Source organism: Streptomyces sp. AHA2 (assembly GCF_036857595.1).
GTDB lineage: Bacteria > Actinomycetota > Actinomycetes > Streptomycetales > Streptomycetaceae > Streptomyces.
Genome location: NZ_JAUQWJ010000013.1, coordinates 31,880 through 47,607 on the forward strand (window position 1 = coordinate 31,880; position 15,728 = coordinate 47,607).

16 protein-coding genes and 1 pseudogene are annotated in these 15,728 nt (G+C 73.1%); 8 read left to right on the top strand and 9 right to left on the bottom strand.

The annotated features are described in order from the left end of the window. Nucleotides 1-2: 2 nt before the first annotated feature. Nucleotides 3-1,151 carry a glutathione-independent formaldehyde dehydrogenase gene (locus Q5694_RS24370; RefSeq protein ID WP_333935427.1) on the bottom strand — a complete coding sequence of 383 codons (1,149 nt, stop codon included), beginning with the start codon at nucleotides 1,149-1,151 and terminating at the stop codon, nucleotides 3-5. Between the two features lie 90 nt (nucleotides 1,152-1,241). Here Q5694_RS24370 and Q5694_RS24375 point away from each other — a divergent pair, with 90 nt between their 5' ends. The 4 genes and pseudogenes from Q5694_RS24375 to Q5694_RS24390 all read left to right on the top strand — a co-directional run bounded on the left by Q5694_RS24375 (nucleotide 1,242) and on the right by Q5694_RS24390 (nucleotide 2,723). Further along, entirely contained in the window at nucleotides 1,242-1,427 is a 186-nt protein-coding gene (locus Q5694_RS24375; protein ID WP_333935428.1) for a hypothetical protein, read from the top strand. 44 nt (nucleotides 1,428-1,471) lie between these two features. Beyond that, nucleotides 1,472-1,990 carry a YbaK/EbsC family protein gene (locus Q5694_RS24380; protein WP_333935429.1) on the top strand — a complete coding sequence of 173 codons (519 nt, stop codon included), beginning with the start codon at nucleotides 1,472-1,474 and terminating at the stop codon, nucleotides 1,988-1,990. 184 nt (nucleotides 1,991-2,174) lie between these two features. Continuing rightward, nucleotides 2,175-2,376: pseudogene (locus Q5694_RS24385) on the top strand (EamA family transporter); the annotation flags it as partial. A gap of 71 nt (nucleotides 2,377-2,447) precedes the next feature. Next, the gene (locus Q5694_RS24390; RefSeq protein WP_333935430.1) at nucleotides 2,448-2,723 is read left to right on the top strand and encodes a DUF1876 domain-containing protein; all 276 of its coding nucleotides are present in this window, start codon (nucleotides 2,448-2,450) and stop codon (nucleotides 2,721-2,723) included. A gap of 562 nt (nucleotides 2,724-3,285) precedes the next feature. Here Q5694_RS24390 and Q5694_RS24395 read toward each other — a convergent pair. Genes Q5694_RS24395 through Q5694_RS24415 form a run of 5 tightly spaced genes read right to left on the bottom strand, consistent with a single transcriptional unit; the run spans nucleotide 3,286 to nucleotide 7,286 of the window. After that, on the bottom strand, nucleotides 3,286-4,452 hold the full coding sequence (locus Q5694_RS24395) for a serine hydrolase domain-containing protein (RefSeq protein ID WP_333935431.1): 1,167 nt from the start codon (nucleotides 4,450-4,452) through the stop codon (nucleotides 3,286-3,288). Nucleotides 4,453-4,495: 43 nt separating this feature from the next. After that, nucleotides 4,496-4,636 carry a hypothetical protein gene (locus tag Q5694_RS24400; protein ID WP_333935432.1) on the bottom strand — a complete coding sequence of 47 codons (141 nt, stop codon included), beginning with the start codon at nucleotides 4,634-4,636 and terminating at the stop codon, nucleotides 4,496-4,498. Nucleotides 4,637-4,646: 10 nt separating this feature from the next. Next, the gene (locus Q5694_RS24405) at nucleotides 4,647-5,414 is read right to left on the bottom strand and encodes an energy-coupling factor ABC transporter ATP-binding protein (protein WP_333935433.1); all 768 of its coding nucleotides are present in this window, start codon (nucleotides 5,412-5,414) and stop codon (nucleotides 4,647-4,649) included. Next, the gene (gene cbiQ / locus Q5694_RS24410) at nucleotides 5,402-6,163 is read right to left on the bottom strand and encodes a cobalt ECF transporter T component CbiQ (protein WP_333935434.1); all 762 of its coding nucleotides are present in this window, start codon (nucleotides 6,161-6,163) and stop codon (nucleotides 5,402-5,404) included. The genes Q5694_RS24405 and cbiQ overlap by 13 nt, the downstream gene beginning before the upstream one ends. Before the next feature lies 1 nt (nucleotide 6,164). Beyond that, nucleotides 6,165-7,286 (bottom strand): energy-coupling factor ABC transporter permease, encoded by a 1,122-nt coding sequence (locus tag Q5694_RS24415; protein ID WP_333935435.1) that lies wholly within the window; start codon nucleotides 7,284-7,286, stop codon nucleotides 6,165-6,167. Nucleotides 7,287-7,455: 169 nt separating this feature from the next. Between Q5694_RS24415 and Q5694_RS24420 the strand changes: the two genes are divergently transcribed. Next, nucleotides 7,456-7,821, top strand: coding sequence for an SsgA family sporulation/cell division regulator (locus Q5694_RS24420; RefSeq protein ID WP_333935436.1), 366 nt, complete (start codon nucleotides 7,456-7,458; stop codon nucleotides 7,819-7,821). Between the two features lie 22 nt (nucleotides 7,822-7,843). On the opposite strand, the gene Q5694_RS24425 is transcribed toward Q5694_RS24420, so the two are convergent. The 3 genes from Q5694_RS24425 to Q5694_RS24435 all read right to left on the bottom strand — a co-directional run bounded on the left by Q5694_RS24425 (nucleotide 7,844) and on the right by Q5694_RS24435 (nucleotide 13,111). Further along, the gene (locus tag Q5694_RS24425; RefSeq protein WP_333935437.1) at nucleotides 7,844-9,514 is read right to left on the bottom strand and encodes a penicillin-binding transpeptidase domain-containing protein; all 1,671 of its coding nucleotides are present in this window, start codon (nucleotides 9,512-9,514) and stop codon (nucleotides 7,844-7,846) included. A 95-nt stretch (nucleotides 9,515-9,609) separates the two neighbouring features. After that, complete coding sequence (locus Q5694_RS24430; RefSeq protein ID WP_333935438.1) at nucleotides 9,610-11,238, bottom strand: penicillin-binding transpeptidase domain-containing protein; 1,629 nt, start codon at nucleotides 11,236-11,238, stop codon at nucleotides 9,610-9,612. Nucleotides 11,239-11,362: 124 nt separating this feature from the next. Further along, complete coding sequence (locus Q5694_RS24435; RefSeq protein WP_333935439.1) at nucleotides 11,363-13,111, bottom strand: dolichyl-phosphate-mannose--protein mannosyltransferase; 1,749 nt, start codon at nucleotides 13,109-13,111, stop codon at nucleotides 11,363-11,365. A gap of 85 nt (nucleotides 13,112-13,196) precedes the next feature. On the opposite strand from Q5694_RS24435, the gene rsmI reads away from it, so the two are divergent. The 3 genes from rsmI to Q5694_RS24450 all read left to right on the top strand — a co-directional run bounded on the left by rsmI (nucleotide 13,197) and on the right by Q5694_RS24450 (nucleotide 15,624). Continuing rightward, on the top strand, nucleotides 13,197-14,042 hold the full coding sequence (gene rsmI / locus Q5694_RS24440) for a 16S rRNA (cytidine(1402)-2'-O)-methyltransferase (RefSeq protein ID WP_333935440.1): 846 nt from the start codon (nucleotides 13,197-13,199) through the stop codon (nucleotides 14,040-14,042). A 200-nt stretch (nucleotides 14,043-14,242) separates the two neighbouring features. Further along, on the top strand, nucleotides 14,243-14,659 hold the full coding sequence (locus Q5694_RS24445) for a hypothetical protein (RefSeq protein WP_333935441.1): 417 nt from the start codon (nucleotides 14,243-14,245) through the stop codon (nucleotides 14,657-14,659). Nucleotides 14,660-14,742: 83 nt separating this feature from the next. Beyond that, the gene (locus Q5694_RS24450) at nucleotides 14,743-15,624 is read left to right on the top strand and encodes a TatD family hydrolase (RefSeq protein WP_333935443.1); all 882 of its coding nucleotides are present in this window, start codon (nucleotides 14,743-14,745) and stop codon (nucleotides 15,622-15,624) included. Nucleotides 15,625-15,728 lie beyond the last annotated feature (104 nt).

Consider the following 15,728-nt stretch of genomic DNA (forward strand, 5'->3'; position numbering starts at 1 on the left):
TCCTACGCCGCCTGCGGGTGGAGGACCACCTTGGTGTAGCCCTCGACCCGCTTGTCGAACTTCTCGTACGCCGACGACGCCTGGTCCAGCGGCAGTTCGTGCGAGACGACGAAGCCGGGCCTCGCGCGGTCCTCGATGATCAGGTCCCTCAGCTGCCGGTTGTACCGCTTGACGTTGCACTGGCCGGTGCCCATGCGCAGCCCCTTCTCGAAGAGGCGCCCGACGGCGACCACCAGCATGCCCTTCCTGGCCTGCTCGTCCGGACCGCCCGGGTCGCTCGGCACGTACAGGCCGGGCACGCCGAGGGCTCCTGTCGGCCGGACCGTGTCGACCAGCGAGTTGAGCACGACCGCGGGCTCCTCGTGCTCGTCGCCCTGCCCATGGGCCTGGGCCTGGTAGCCGACGGCGTCGATGCCCTTGTCGGTTCCCTGGCCGTCGGTCTGCTCCCTGATCTGCTCCGCCGGGTCGCCCCGGGTGAAGTCGACCGGGATGGCGCCGATCTCCTCGGCCTTCTGCAGCCGCTCCGCCACCCGGTCGACCACGAACACCTTGCTCGCCCCGCGCAGCATCGCGGAGTAGGCGGCCATCAGGCCCACCGGGCCGGCGCCGTACACGGCGACCGTGTCACCGGGGCGCACGTCGGCCAGTTCGTTGCCGTGGTAGCCCGTCGGGAAGATGTCCGCGAGCAGGACGAAGTCGGTCTCCTTCTCGGTGCCCTCCGGGAGCTTGAGGCAGTTGAAGTCGGCGTAGGGGACGCGGACGTACTCCGCCTGGCCTCCGGTGTAGGGGCCCATCGCGACGTAGCCGTAGGCGCCGCCGGCGAAGCCCGGGTTCACCGTGAGGCAGAAACCCGTGTAGCCCGCCGAACAGTTCTTGCAGAAGCCGCAGGCCACGTTGAACGGCATCACCACCCGGTCGCCCTTGGCGAGCGTGGTGACACCCTCCCCCGTCTCCTCGACGACGCCGAGGTTCTCGTGGCCGAACACGATGCCCGGTTCCGCGGCCGTGCGGCCCTCGTACATGTGCAGGTCGGAGCCGCAGATGGCCGTCGAGGTGACCCGGACGAGCACGTCGTTCGGATGCTGGATCCGAGGATCCTCCACGTCCTCCACCGCTACCTCGAAGGGTCCCTTGTACACGACAGCCCTCATCGTCAAGCACCTCCGTCTGTGCCGTGGCTCATATACCAGGCTGGTGCATGATGAGACGATTTGCACCCAGAGCAGAAAGGAAGTACGGCTTTGTCGCGTCGCATCGGCACCCTTCTCGTGGAGGTCTCCGGACTGTCCGGCACCACCTACCCGGTCGGCACCCGCGTCGCCATCCAGGGCACCGGAGGATCCGTCGACGGCTTCGTCGACGGTGACTGGCTGCCGCTCGCCTGGTGGGAGTTCGCGGACGTCCGCCCGGAGGACTCCACCGCCTGAAACAGCCTCGCGTGTGCCCTACACGCACCGATAGCGTGCCCTCCATGACGACGACAGCCGCCACTGGCGCCGGCAGCTCGGGAGCGCACCCCCGTTTCGCCGAGGCCCTGCGGGACCTCGGACTCGACCACCTCGTGGGCCGGGTGCGGCGCTTCCCCGACGCCACCCGCACCGCCGCCGAGGCCGCCGCCGCGGTCGGCTGCGAGCTGAGCCAGATCTGCAAGTCCCTGGTCTTCGCCGCCGACGAAGAGCCCGTGCTGGTGCTCGTGGACGGCGCCTCCCGCGTGGACCTCGACCTCGTGCGCGAGGAACTGGGCGCCGGCAAGGTCACCCGCGCCAGGGCCGAGGTCGTCCGGGAGACCACCGGGTACGCCATCGGCGGGGTGCCGCCCTTCGGCCACCGGACCAGGACCCGGGTGCTCGCCGACCGGTCCCTGCTGGAGCACGACGTCGTCTGGGCCGCGGCCGGCACGCCCCACACCGTCTTCCCCATCTCCCCCGGCGACCTCGTCACCCACGCCCGCGCCACCCTCGCGGACGTCCGCGAACGCTCCTCCTCGTGACCCCTCTGGTCCCCTCCGGCGTCAAGCTCACCGCCGTCACCCACGCCGGCCGCAACGCCCTCGCCCCCACACCACCGACAAGCCGGCCGGCCTCACCCTGATCTCGGCGGCGGACTGCTCATCGGGCGAGGACCTCATCAGCAGCGCGTAGCAGGCGATGTGGATGACGGCCGAGCCCGGCCGGCGGGGCCGGGCGGCCGGGGTCCCGCGGCCCTTCGCGTGGCTCGGGCCGGCCGGGGCGGCCCTGTCGGTCGCCGCCGCGCGAATCCTCGGTCGTCGTCGGCGCGGCCATCGGCGCCGTGTTCGTCAAGGAGCGGTTCGGGACGCCCATGATCGCGGCGGCCGGGCTGCTCGTCGTCGGGACCGGGCTGATGCCGCACGCCGGTCGGGGCCGGCGGGATGCGCCCCGCCGCCTCCCGGGAGCACCCTGGAACCAAGCGTTCCGGAGGTGATCGTCATGATGCACACCGCAGTCGGGTGGCACGTCGAGATGGAGTTCATGGAGGACGACCAGCGCACGCGGGCCGCCGCGATGGTCCGTCTGCCCGACGGCACCGAGGTACGGGCGCACGGGCACGCGAACCGCCACCGGTCCGACGCCAATCAGCCCAGGGTCGGGGAGGAGATCGCCGCGGCCAGGGCCCTCAACGAACTCGCCATGCAGCTGCTGACCAAGGCCCACGAGGAGATCGACCAGGCGTCCGGGCGGACCTCCCACCCGATCCACGTCTGACGCCGGCCGCCGACGACGGCACGGCCCTGCCCCTCGGCGGCGGCCCCCCCCGGTTCCGGTTGCCGACGGCGGCACGGCCCTGCCCCTCGGCGGCGGCCCCCCCGGTTCCGGCTGCCGACGGCGGCACGGTCCCGGCTTCGACGGCGGCTCCCGGTGCCGACCTTCGGCGGCGGCTCCCGGTTCCGGCCGCCGACGGCGGGACGGCCCTGCCCCTCGGCGGCGGCCCCCCGGTTCCGGTTGCCGACGGCGGCACGGTCCCGGCTTCGACGGCGGCTCCCGGTCCCGGCTGCCGACGGCGGCACGGTCCGGGCCATCGTCGGCGTCCCCCGCTCCGGCCGCCGACAGCGGCACGGTCCCGACCGCTGACGGCAACTCTGGGTCCCGGCCGCCGACGGCGGCATGGTCCGGGGCATCGACGGCGGGACGGCCCTGCCCCTCGTCGGGCGGCTCCTCGTCCCGGCCGCCGACGGCGGGACGGCCCCGGCTTCGGCGGCGGCTCCCGGTCCCGGCCGCCGACGGCGGCACGGTCGACGTTTGGGGCGGCTTGGGCACCCTCGGGTCCCTACGGCAGGCCCAGCGCCTTGCGCACCGCCCGCAGCAGTCCCTGCGCCCGCGGATCCGCCGTGACCGACGCGCGGAAGCCGTTGGTGACGTAGCCGAAGGCGATGCCGGTCTCCGGGTCGGCGAAGCCCAGCGCCCCACCGCGCCCCGGATGGCCGAAGGAGCCCGGGGTGAGCAGGGGCGAGGCGCTGCCGTGCAGCATGTAGCCGAGGCCGAAGCGGGTGCCGACCACCAGGACCCGGTCGGGGCCCGCGGACTCCTCGGCCCGCGCCAGCTCCACCGTCCGGGGCGTGAACAGCCGGGCGGTCCCGGCCGTGTCGCCGATCAGCGCGGCGTAGAAGCGGGCCAGTCCGTCCGCCGTGGCGACGGCGTTGGTGGCGGGCAGGGCCGCCGCGAGGTAGGCCGGGTCGTTCTGCTCCGGGAACGGGCTGATCGCGGCGAAGGCCCGCCTCGTCAGGGACCGGGGGTCCTCGTAGGCCCGGGTCACCGAGGGCTTGGGGCGGGCGCGCAGGCCGCCGGACGGCTCGGCGCCCTCCACCCGGCCCACGCGTCCGGCCCGGCCGGCCCGGGAGGCGGGCAGGCCCAGCCAGAGGTCCAGGCCCAGCGGACCGGTGACGTGGGCCGCGAGCCACTCGCCGGCCGACTGCCCGGTCACCCGCCGCACCAGTTCGTCGACCAGCCAGCCGTAGGTCAGCGCGTGGTAACCGTGGTCGGTGCCCGGCTCCCAGGCGGGCGCCTGGGTGGCCAGTGCCTGCGGGCCCTTCAGCGGGTCGAGGGCCTCCTGCGGGGTCAGCGGCCGGTCCAGGACCGGCAGGCCCGCCCGGTGGTTCAGCACGTGCCGGACCAGGACGCGCTCCTTGCCCCGCGCCTTGAACTCCGGCCAGTAGTGCCCCACCGGAGCGTCCAGGTCCAGCTGCCCGCGCTGGTGCAGCAGCAGGAGCACGGCGGCGGCCACGCCCTTCGTCGCCGAGCGCACGACCTGGGCGGTATCCCGCTCCCACGGGTCCGTGCCGTCGACGTCCTTCGTGCCGCCGCACAGGTCGACGACCCGTTCCCCGTGCCGGTACACGGCCACGGCCGCACCCCGGTCCCCGAGCGTGTCGAAGTTCCTGGCGAACGCTTCCCTCACCGGCTCGAAACCCTCGGCCACAGTGCCGTGCACGTCCACGTCCGTCACTCCTCGATCCCGCTGCGGTGGCGCTGTCTCCCTCTCACCCAAGCAGGACGGCCACGTCGATGTTCCCGGCCGCCACCGGCACCGACCGCTCGTCGCGCGCACAACGCTCACGCCGTACCGGGCCCGCCGCCTCCAGCCGCTCCGGCGGCGGGCGACCGGTGGCCTCGTCGATCACGCACCCGTGGTCACGGACGGGCCGGGCCGGCCGGCACCGAACGCGGATCGAAGCCGAACGGCAGCTCCAGCCGGTGCGCGCGCATCAGCTCCTCGTCGGCGAGCAGATCGCCCGTCGGGCCGTCCGCCGCGATCACCCCGTCGCTGAGGACCAGGGCGCGGGGGCACAGCTCCAGCGCGTACGGCAGGTCGTGGGTCACCATCAGCACCGTCACGTCGAGCGAGCGCAGGATGTCGGCCAGTTCGCGGCGCGAGGCCGGGTCCAGGTTGGAGGACGGCTCGTCGAGGACGAGGATCTCCGGCTCCATCGCCAGCACGGTCGCCACGGCGACCCGGCGGCGCTGGCCGAAGGAGAGGTGGTGCGGGGGCCGGTCCTTGAACTCCCGCATGCCGACCCGCTCCAGCGCCCGGTCCACCCTCCGCTCCAGCTCCGGGCCCTTCAGCCCGGCGGCCGCCGGCCCGAACGCCACGTCCTCGCGCACGGTCGGCATGAACAGCTGGTCGTCCGGGTCCTGGAAGACGATGCCCACCCGGCGCCGGACCTCGGCCATGTGCCGCCTGTCCACGGGCAGTCCGGCCACCCGCACCGTGCCGGCCCCGCCGGTCAGGATGCCGTTGAGGTGCAGCACCAGCGTCGTCTTGCCGGCGCCGTTCGGCCCGAGCAGCGCGACCCGCTCGCCGCGCCGGACCGAGAAGTCGACGCCGAAGAGGGCCTGGTGCCCGTCGGGGTAGGCGAAGGCGAGGCCCGAGACCTCGAGGGAAGCAGTCACAGGGTCCATCCCAGCAGACAGACCACCAGGGCCGCGCCCGGGAGGGCCAGGGCGTGACGCCACTGCGTCCGGGACGCGGTCACCTCGTCGATGACGGGCATGGAACCGGCGTAGCCGCGGCTGACCATCGCCAGGTGCACCCGCTCACCGCGCTCGTAGGACCGGATGAACAGCGCGCCCGCCGACTTGGCGAGCACGCCCCAGTGCCGCACGCCCCTGGCCTCGAAGCCGCGTGACTCCCGGGCGATCCGCATGCGCCGCATCTCGTCCGCGATGACGTCGCCGTAGCGGATCATGAACGACGCGATCTGCACCAGCAGCGGCGGGAGCTTCAGGCGCTGGAGCCCCAGGAGGAGCTCGCGCAGTTCGGTCGTGGCGGCCAGCAGTACCGAGGCCGCGACGCCGAGCGTGCCCTTGGCGAGCACGTTCCAGGCGCCCCACAGGCCGTTCACGCTCAGGGACAGGCCGAGGACGTCGACCCGTTCGCCCTCGGCCACGAACGGCATGAGCACCGCGAACCCGACGAACGGCACCTCGATCAGCAGCCGGCGCAGCAGGAACCCGGCGGGTACGCGCGCCGCGTACGCCACCGCCCCCAGCAGCACCGCGTACAGCCCGAACGCCCACATCGCCTCGCGCGGGGTCAGGACCACGACGACCACGAAGGCGAAGACGGCGGTGAGTTTGGTGTGGGGTGGCAGACCGTGCACGGGCGAGTGACCGTGCCGGTAGAGCCTGTGCGTGTGCCCCGCCCCCATGTCAGCGACCTGTCGCGCTCGACCCGGCCGAGGTGCTCGCCGTGTCCCCGGTGACGGCCGCGCCCCCGGTGTCCGTCGCGTTCGCGGTGCCGGAGGGGGACGTGTCGGCGGTCCGGCGGCGGCGGACGGCCCAGAAGACGGTGCTGCCCGCGACGACCGTGACCCCTACGCCGACGACGCCCGCCAGCCCCCCGGACAGGCGGGCGTCGTCGACGTCCTTGACGCCGTAGTCGGCGAGCGGGGAGTCGGCCGCCGCGTGCTCCTCGGCCTTCTCGTCGATGCCGTTGTCGCCGGCGACCTTCTCCAGGCCGTCGGGGTTCGCGGAGGCGTAGAAACTGACGAACCCGGCCAGGACCAGCGAGGTGACCAGGCCGGCGGCCCACACCTTGCGGTGGGAGGCGCGGGCGGCGACGGGCTCCGGCTCGGCCTGCGGCGCGTCGACCAGCTCGCCGTTCACCCGCAGCCTCAGCTTCTGCGTGAGGCCGCGCGCGCCGTACACCAGGTCCGGGCGCACGGCGATGACCGCGCCGACGGTCAGCGCGGTGATGACGGCCTCGCCGATGCCGATGAGCAGGTGCACCCCGATCATGGCGGTGGCGACCTTGCCGATCGAGACGTCCGTGGTGCCGCCGACGGCGTACATCAGCGTGAAGGCGAGGGCGGCGGCCGGCACGGAGAGCAGCGCGGCGACGAAGGAGGCGGCGGTCACCGACCGGCGCGTGCGCGGCAGCACCTTCACCAGGCCGCGGAAGATCGCGTAGGCGACGACCACGGTGACGATCGCCATGTTGGTGATGTTCACGCCCAGCGCGGTCAGCCCGCCGTCCGCGAACAGGATGCCCTGCATCAGCAGGACGACGGACACGCACAGGACCCCGGTGAAGGGGCCGACGAGTATCGCGGCGAGTGCCCCTCCGAGCAGATGCCCGCTGGTGCCGGCCGCGACGGGGAAGTTGAGCATCTGCACCGCGAAGATGAACGCCGCGACCAGGCCGGCCAGCGGCGCCGTGCGCTCGTCGAGTTCGCGCCGCGCGCCGCGCAGGCTCACGGCGATGGCGCCCGCGGCGATCACACCGGTGGCGGCGGAGGTGGGGGCGTCGATGAATCCGTCAGGTACGTGCACTGTTCGATGATGTGGCTTGATGCGAACGATGTGCAAGAGCGTCCTGCTCGTTTTATCTCATCCGTGATATGTGCTGCCTCAAAGGGTAAAAATGGGAAAATATGCGACATTGGAGAAGGGGTGGCTGCACATCCTCCACCTCGGTGGCGCACGGTGAAAGGGCTGTCCGATGTCCGTAGTCGAGCAGTACGCGCGGGCCCACATCGTCACGGAGACGGCGGTGCCCCTGATCGACGAGCTCCAGGCGGTGCCGGTCACCTTGCGGTACGACCCCGACGCCGACCCCCGGTGCGTCGTGGTGCGGCTGCCCGGGGCCGGAGGACGCGAGTGGACGTTCGACCGCCGGCTGCTGGAGGAAGGGCTGCGCAGCCCGGCGGGCAGCGGTGAAGTGCGCGTGTGGCCGTGCGGCCGGGTGCAGACCATCGTGGAGTTCCACACCGCGCAGGGCGTGTCGGTGGTGCAGTTCGAGCGGCAGGCGCTGCTGCGGTTCCTGCGGCGGACCTACACGGCCGCCGCGGAACCCGTCACCCACTGAGCCCCGTACGCCGCAGGCGGTCTCAGCCGCCGGCCTTGAGCAGGGCCGCCACGAGCGGGCCGGCCGTGGAGCCGCCGTGCCCGCCCTGCTGGACCACACCCGCGGCGGCGAGGTCCCCCCGGTAGGCGGTGAACCAGCCGTTGGGCTTCTTCTGCCCGTCGACCTCGGCGGACCCGGTCTTCGCGCCCGCGTCGCCGCCGACCCCGGCCATCGCCTCCGCGGCCGTGCCGTACCTGGCCGTGTACGACATCAACTCGCGCAGTTGGGACAGGGTGCCCGCCGACATCGTGCGGGACGCGGTCGCGAGCTTGCGCCCGTCGACGTCCGGGGAGACCAGGTACGGCTGGTGGAAGGTGCCGGCCTTCACGGTCGCCGACACCGAGGCCATGTTCAGCGGGTTCATCCGCACCCCGCCCTGGCCGATCAGCGACGCCCCCATCTGGGCGGCCGACTGCACCGGCACCGAGCCGTCGAAGGACGGCACCCCGATCGCCCAGTTGTCCAGCCCCAGGCCGAACACCTGCTGGGCCTGCCTGGTGAGGTCGTCGTCCTTCAGCTTCGGGGCCTGGCTGATGAAGGCGGTGTTGCAGGAGCGGGCGAAGCTCGCCTTGAAGGTGCCGCCCTTGATCTCGAACTTGTCGTCGTTCTGGAACTTCCAGTGCCCGTACGTGAAGTACTTCGGGCACGGGTGCTTCCTGTCCGCCGACGCCAGGCCCTTCTCGATCAGCAGCGAGGCGGTGACGACCTTCATCGTGGAGCCGGGGGCCAGGGAGCCCTGCAGGGCGGTGTTGAAGCCCCGGGAGGCGTTCGCGGCGGCCAGGATCTCGCCCGTCGACACCCGCACCACGGCCACCGACGACCGGGCCCTGCGGGCGACCTGCCGCTCGGCTTCCGCCTGGAGCTCGGGGTCGAGGGTCGTCTTCAGCGTGCCCGGCGTGCCCTCGCTCAGCTCCAGCAGCGTCTTGTCGGACAGGTCCTTGCCCTTGGCCGCCTTCCCGCGCACGATGCGCAGTTCGACGCCCGCCTTGCCGCCGGCCTCCTTGCCGTACTTCTCGCGCAGGCCGTCCAGGAGCGGCCCGAGCGAGGCGTACCTGGCGGTGGTGAGTTCACCGCCTGCACGGTCCAGTGCCTTCACCGGGGGTGTGCCCGCCTCGCCGGTGAGCAGCCGGTCACCGTCCTTCAGGTCCGGGTGGACGACCGCGGCGTGCCAGTCGACCAGGGGCTTGCCGTCACCGGCGCGGCGCACGACGGTCAGCGCGCTGTCGTAGGCCAGCGGCTTCTCGGTCCCCTTGTGGGCGACGGTGCCCTTGACGGAGAACGGCACCCGGGCGCCTGTGGGACGGCCCGGGGTGAACGTGACGTCCTTGATGCGGGCGTCCTTGGTGTAGCCGGTGAGCAGGGCCTTCGCCGCGGCGGCGTCGTCGGTGGCGGCGGCGGCCCGCGCGGCCTCGCCGGACTGCCAGGCGGTGAGGAAGGCGCGGGCGGCGGTGGTGACCTCGGCGCGCGACAGCGGCCCCGTTCTGACCTCATGCTTCTGGTCCGACACCGCGCGCGAGCCGCTGTCGTCCGCGCCGCCGCCGCCGAACAGCGCGTAGGCGCCGAACCCGGCTGCGCCGACGACGACGGCGAGCACTGAGCCGATCACCGCGGGGTTCGTCTTCCGTCGCTCGGCGACGCGCCTTCTGTTGCCCACTGCTGTTCGTTCCTCCGCAAGTCCCCAGGGCCCCGCCGCCCTCGGCTGTCCCAACGACGGCCCCCACCCTAGAGTCCCGTCCGGTGGGGGTGGGATCAGCCACCTGTTCGTAGCACGGCTGCGACAATCGGCCCGGCCGCGTCGCCGCCGTGGCCGCCCTGCTCGGTCATGGCCGCGGCCGCGACATCGCCCCGGAAAGCCGTGAACCAGCTGTTGGACCGGGCGTTGCCCTCGACCTCGGCTGAGCCGGTCTTGGCGCCGATGTCGCCGCCGAGTCCGCTCATGGCCTCCCTGGCGGTGCCCTGGGTCGCGGTCAGCCGCATCATCTGCTTCAACTGGGCGGCGGTGCTCGCCCTCAGGCCCTCGGCCCGGGCCAGCCGCCGGCCGTCCAGCCCGGGCGGGACGAGGTAGGGCTGACGGAAGGCGCCGGTGATCGCCGTCGCCGTGACCGAGGCCATGTTCAGCGGGCTCATCTGCACCTGGCCCTGGCCGATGGCCCCGGCGGCCCGGTCCGGGCCGCCGACCGCGGGGACCCTGCCGTCGAAGGAGGCGATACCGGTCTTCCAGTCGTCGCGCCCGAGCCCGAAGCGCCGCTCGGCCTCCTGGCTCAGCGAGGCGTCCGTCAGGGGCTTCTCGTCGACGAGCTTGACGAAGGCGGTGTTGCAGGAGCGCCGGAAGCTGTCGGCCAGCGTGGCGTTCCCGTTCGGCTCCATGCCCGTCAGGTTCTTGAACGTCTGGCCCTGCCAGACGGCCGTGTCGGGACAGGGCGCCGGGCCGTTCATGGAGGTCACGCCGTTGTCGATGAGCATGGCGGCGGTGATGATCTTCATCGTGGAGCCGGGGGCGGCCTGGCCCTGGAAGGCCGCGTTGAAGCCGTCCGCGCGATTGTTGGCGACGGCCAGGACCTCGCCGGTGCTGGGCCTGACGGCGACCACCGACGACTCGGCGAACCGTTTGACCGCCCTCTCGGCCGCGGCCTGCGCGGCGGGGCTGATGGTGGTGGTCAGTGTGCCGGGCCTGCCCTGGGCGAGGGTGAGCAGCGGAGTGTCGGGAGCGCTCCCACCGGCATGCCGGACGACCAGTTCGATGCCGGGGGAGCCGCCGGCCTTCTCGCCGTACTTCTCGCGCAGGGCGTCCAGGACCGGTCCGAGGGAGGGGTACTCCTCCTTCGTCAGCTTCGACCCGTCCCGCCCGAGGGCCTCGACGGGCGGGTCCTCCGACTGCCCGGTGACCAGGGTGTCGTCCTTCCTCAGCTCCGGGTGCACGACGGAGGGCTGCCAGTCGACCAGCGCCCGGCCGGTGGTCAGGCCCCGGACGACCTTCAGCCGGCTGCGGTAGGTCAGCGGCCCGGACTTCCCGCCGTAGGACACCTTCGCCTCGACCGTGTACGGCACGGTGGTGCCCTTGGCCCGGCCGGGGGTGACGCGCACGCCGGTGATGTGCGCGTCGTCGGCGAAGGCGCTCAGCAGCCGGCCGGCGTCCGCGTCGTTGTTCGTGTACGACGCGGCCCGGGCGGCCTCGCCCTTCTCCCAGGCCGCGAAGAACTCCCGCGTGGTCTCCTCGACCTCGTCCTCGCCGGGAGGCCCCGACTTCTTCTCGGCGGCGACCCCGCCGACACCGTCACCGTCCAGTGCGCCGAGGATGTTGTAGGCGCCGTAGCCGGCGCCGCCCACCATCACCGCGAAGACCCCGCCTATGACGGCGGCCTTGACCCCCTTGCCCATTGGGCGTCCCTCCCCGTTGAGCCGCGCGCACGTTTGAACGCGTTCAGAAGCTCGATCGGGGGCACACTCTATGCGCAAGCGGTTACCGGTGGTACAGGACTTTCGATTTTTGACCGAACACCGCTCACACCCACGTGTCCAGCCACATCCGCGACCGCCAGTCGTCGATCGGGACGGCCTGGCCGGTGTACAGGGGCCAGAAGTAGACGAAGTTCCAGGCGATCAGCAGGACCAGGACGCCCGCAGCCGTGGCGCCGGCGACGCGGCGGGTGTCAGCGGAGCGGGGCGGGCCGACGATCGCGCCGAGCAGCATCGCCACCGCCAGGCACAGGAACGGCAGGAACACGACGGCGTAGAAGAAGAAGATCGTGCGCTCCTGGTACATGAACCAGGGCAGGTACCCGGCCGCGATGCCGCAGGCGATGGCACCCGCGCGCCAGTCGCGGCGGAAGAACCAGCGCCACAGCACGTACAGCACCGCGAAGCAGGCCACCCACCACAGCAGCGGCGTGCCGAGGGCGAGCACCTCGCGGGCGCACTTCTCGCCGGCGTCGACCGGACAGCCGTCCTTGCCGGGCGCCGGGGACTCGTAGAAGTACGACACCGGACGGCCCAGGACCAGCCAGCTCCACGGGTTGGACTGGTACGTGTGGGGCGAGGACAGCCCCACGTGGAACTCGTACACCTGGTGCTCGTAGTGCCACAGGCTGCGCAGCCAGTCGGGCAGGAACGTCCAGCTGCCGCCCTTGCCGTCGGTCGCGGCCCAGTTGCGGAAGTAGCCGCCGGAGCCGTCGGTGGGCGACAGGAACCAGCCGGTCCAGGAGGCGAGGTAGGTGACCAGGGCGACCGGCACGGTGGCGACGAACGCCAGGCCCGTGTCCCGCCTGAGGACCGCCGAGTACGGGTGCCGGGCACCGGCGACGCGGCGCGAGGCGACGTCCCACAGCACCGCCATCACGCAGAAGGCCGCCAGCATGTACAGGCCGTTCCACTTGGTGCCGATGGCCAGACCCAGCATCAGGCCCGCCGCCCAGCGCCAGGGCCGCCACCCCAGCCGTGCCGTCTCGGCCGTGTGCCGGTCGGGGCGGACCCGGCCGTCGGCGTCCACCGGCAGGGCCGCCGCCAGCCGCGCGCGGGCCCGGTCCCGGTCGACCAGCAGACAGCCGAACGCGGCCAGCACGAAGAACATGAGCACACCGTCGAGCAGCGCCGTGCGGCTCATCACGAAGTGCAGCCCGTCCAGCGCCATCAGCGCACCGGCCAGACAGCCCAGGAACGTGGAGCGGAACAGACGCCGGCCGATCCGGCACAGCAGCAGCACCGACAGCGTGCCGAGCAGGGCCGTCATGAACCGCCAGCCGAACGGGTCGAACCCGAACAACAGCTCGCCCAGACCGATGACGTACTTGCCGACCGGCGGGTGCACGACGTACGCCGCGTCCGTCGGGAGCTTCACGTTCCCGCCGGACGACAGGACCAGGTCGTTGGCGTTCTTCGCCCAGTTGACCTCGAAGCCGCGGTGGACGAGCGCCCAGGCGTCCTTGGCGTAGTACGTCTCGTCGAATATCACCGCCCGGGGGCTGCCCAGGTTCCAGAACCGCAGGACTCCCGCCAGCAGCGTCACCAGCAGCGGCCCGATCCAGCCCGACCAGCGCACGAGCCGGCCCGCGAGGGCGTGCGGCACGCCGAGCGCCGCCCACAGGCGCGCGGAGGGTTCGGTGTACGGCGGCACCAGGCGGTCCCGGACGTCACGGTCGTCGCCGCCGGGCTGCCCCTGGTAGCCGAAGCGGCGCAGCCGCTGCTGCCAGGGCGGCCGCTGCTCGAGCGGCGCCTGGCCCTGCCGGGTGTCCGTGGAGGACGCGGTACTGGTCACCGCGCCATCGTAGGGAACCGTGCTGTGTGAGTCCCGTGCATGGCCGGTATGCGTCCGCATCCTCCGCCCCTGGGAGGATGGGGGCGTGACCGGAACCCTCGTACTCGCAGGCACCCCCATCGGCGACATCGCGGACGCCCCGCCCCGGCTCGCCGAGGAACTGGCCGGAGCCGACGTCGTCGCCGCCGAGGACACGCGGCGGCTGCGCCGGCTGACCCAGGCGCTCGGCGTCACGCCCACGGGCCGGGTGGTGTCGTACTTCGAGGGCAACGAGTCCGCCCGGACGCCCGAACTGGTCGAGGAACTGGTGGGCGGGGCGCGGGTGCTGCTCGTGACGGACGCGGGCATGCCGTCCGTGTCCGACCCGGGCTACCGGCTGGTCGCGGCCGCCGTCGAGCGGGACGTGCGGGTGACGGCCGTGCCCGGGCCGTCCGCCGTGCTCACCGCGCTCGCGCTGTCGGGCCTGCCCGTGGACCGCTTCTGCTTCGAGGGCTTCCTGCCGCGCAAGGCGGGGGAGCGGCTCGGGCGGCTGCGCGAGGTGGCGGACGAGCGGCGCACCCTCGTGTACTTCGAGGCGCCGCACCGGCTGGACGACACGCTGGCGGCGATGGCGGAGGTGTTCGGCGCCGGGCGGCGGGCCGCGGTGTGCCGGGAGCTGACCAAGACCTACGAGGAGGTCAGGCGCGGCGGCCTGGGCGAACTCGCCGAGTGGGCCGCCGAGGGGGTGCGCGGGGAGATCACCGTCGTGGTCGAGGGCGCGCCCGAGAAGGGGCCCGAGGACGTGGGGCCGGAGGAGTTCGTGCGGCGGGTGCGGCTGCGCGAGGAGGCGGGGGAGCGCCGCAAGGAGGCGATCGCCGCCGTGGCCCAGGAGGCCGGGGTGCCCAAGAGGGTCGTCTTCGACGCCGTGGTGGCCGCGAAGAACGCCGGCTGACCCCGCGCACGCCTCTGAGCAGGGCGCAGGTCGTTCGAGCGTGCGCCCCATGGGTGGGCAAAGGTGATCTGCCGCTGGGACAAGGGCCGCCAAAATCGGGGCCAATTCGTCGACAGGTCTGCTGCCCTCCGTCCGGCCGGGGAGTCCACTGGGGTGCGGGGACGCAACCGTTCCCACGCCACAGCGGAACAGGAGCCGGCATGAGTGAGATCGCAGGGCGGACCGGGCTTCGCGCCGGTGCGAGTGCCGTCGTCGACGAGTCCTACTCCTTCGCCTGCATGCGGTGCGGGCACGGCTGGGAGCAGTCGTACGAGATAGAGCACCACACGGACGCCACCGGGCACGAGTTCGTGCTCTACGTGGCCGACGGCCGGGTCGTGCCCTCCCCGCTGAGCAGGCCCGCCTGCCACAACTGCGACGGGCACCTCGTGCGGATCATGCGGCCCGGACGGGTCGCGTCCGCCCGGGCCGCCGCGCACGGCTCCCACCGGGTGCCGCCGTCCGCCGGACCCGTCGAAGCGCCCGTCCCGGAAGCCGCGGCCACCCGGACCTCGCGCGTGCAGCACCACTGGCACCTGTCCGACCTGCTGCACCCCTTCCAGCGCAAGGCGAGCTGACCCGTCCGGCTCTCCTTGTCGTCGACGCCCTCCCCGCCTCCTCCCCCGCGGGGGAGGGCGTCGGCCTTCCGTAGGATCGGGGCATGCCTGCCAACGACCCCGACAAGCACGCCGCGCCCCCGCTGCCGGACCCCCTGCGGGTACCGGTCGCCGACTCCCACACCCACCTGGACATGCAGTCCGGCACGGTCGAGGAGGCCCTGGCGAAGGCCGCGTCGGTCGGCGTGACGACGGTCGTGCAGGTCGGCTGCGACCTCGAGGGCTCGCGCTGGGCCGCCGAGACGGCCGCCGCGCACGACGCCGTCCACGCCACGGTCGCGCTGCACCCGAACGAGGCGCCCCGGATCGTCCACGGCGACCCCGACGGATGGTCCCGGCAGGGCGCCCGCGCACCGGGCGGCCCGGCGGCCCTGGACGAGGCCCTCGCCGAGATCGACCGGCTGGCCGCGCTGCCGCAGGTCAAGGGCGTCGGAGAGACCGGACTCGACTACTTCCGCACCGGCCCCGACGGCAAGGAGGCGCAGGAGCGGTCCTTCCGCGCCCACATCGAGATCGCCAAGCGGCACGGCAAGGCCCTGGTCATCCACGACCGCGAGGCCCACGCCGACGTCCTGCGCGTGCTGAAGGAGGAGGGCGCCCCCGAGCGGACCGTCTTCCACTGCTACTCCGGCGACGCCGAGATGGCGCAGATCTGCGCGGCCGCGGGCTACTTCATGTCCTTCGCCGGCAACGTCACCTTCAAGAACGCGCAGAACTTGCGTGACGCGGTGGCCGTGGCCCCGCTGGACCTGCTGCTGGTGGAGACCGACGCGCCCTTCCTCACGCCGGTGCCCTACCGCGGGCGGCCCAACGCCCCCTACCTCGTGCCGGTCACCGTGCGCGCCATGGCCGAGGTGCGCGGCATCGCCGAGGACGCGCTGGCCACGGCCCTCGGCGCGAACACCGCGCGCGCGTTCGGGTACTGACCCCTGCGCCCCTCCCCGCACGACTGTGCGTAGTCGAGCCGCTTTGGAGAGTGACGACCGCTCCGCTAGGTTCTGGGGGCCCGATCCGGACCCCTCTGGACTCC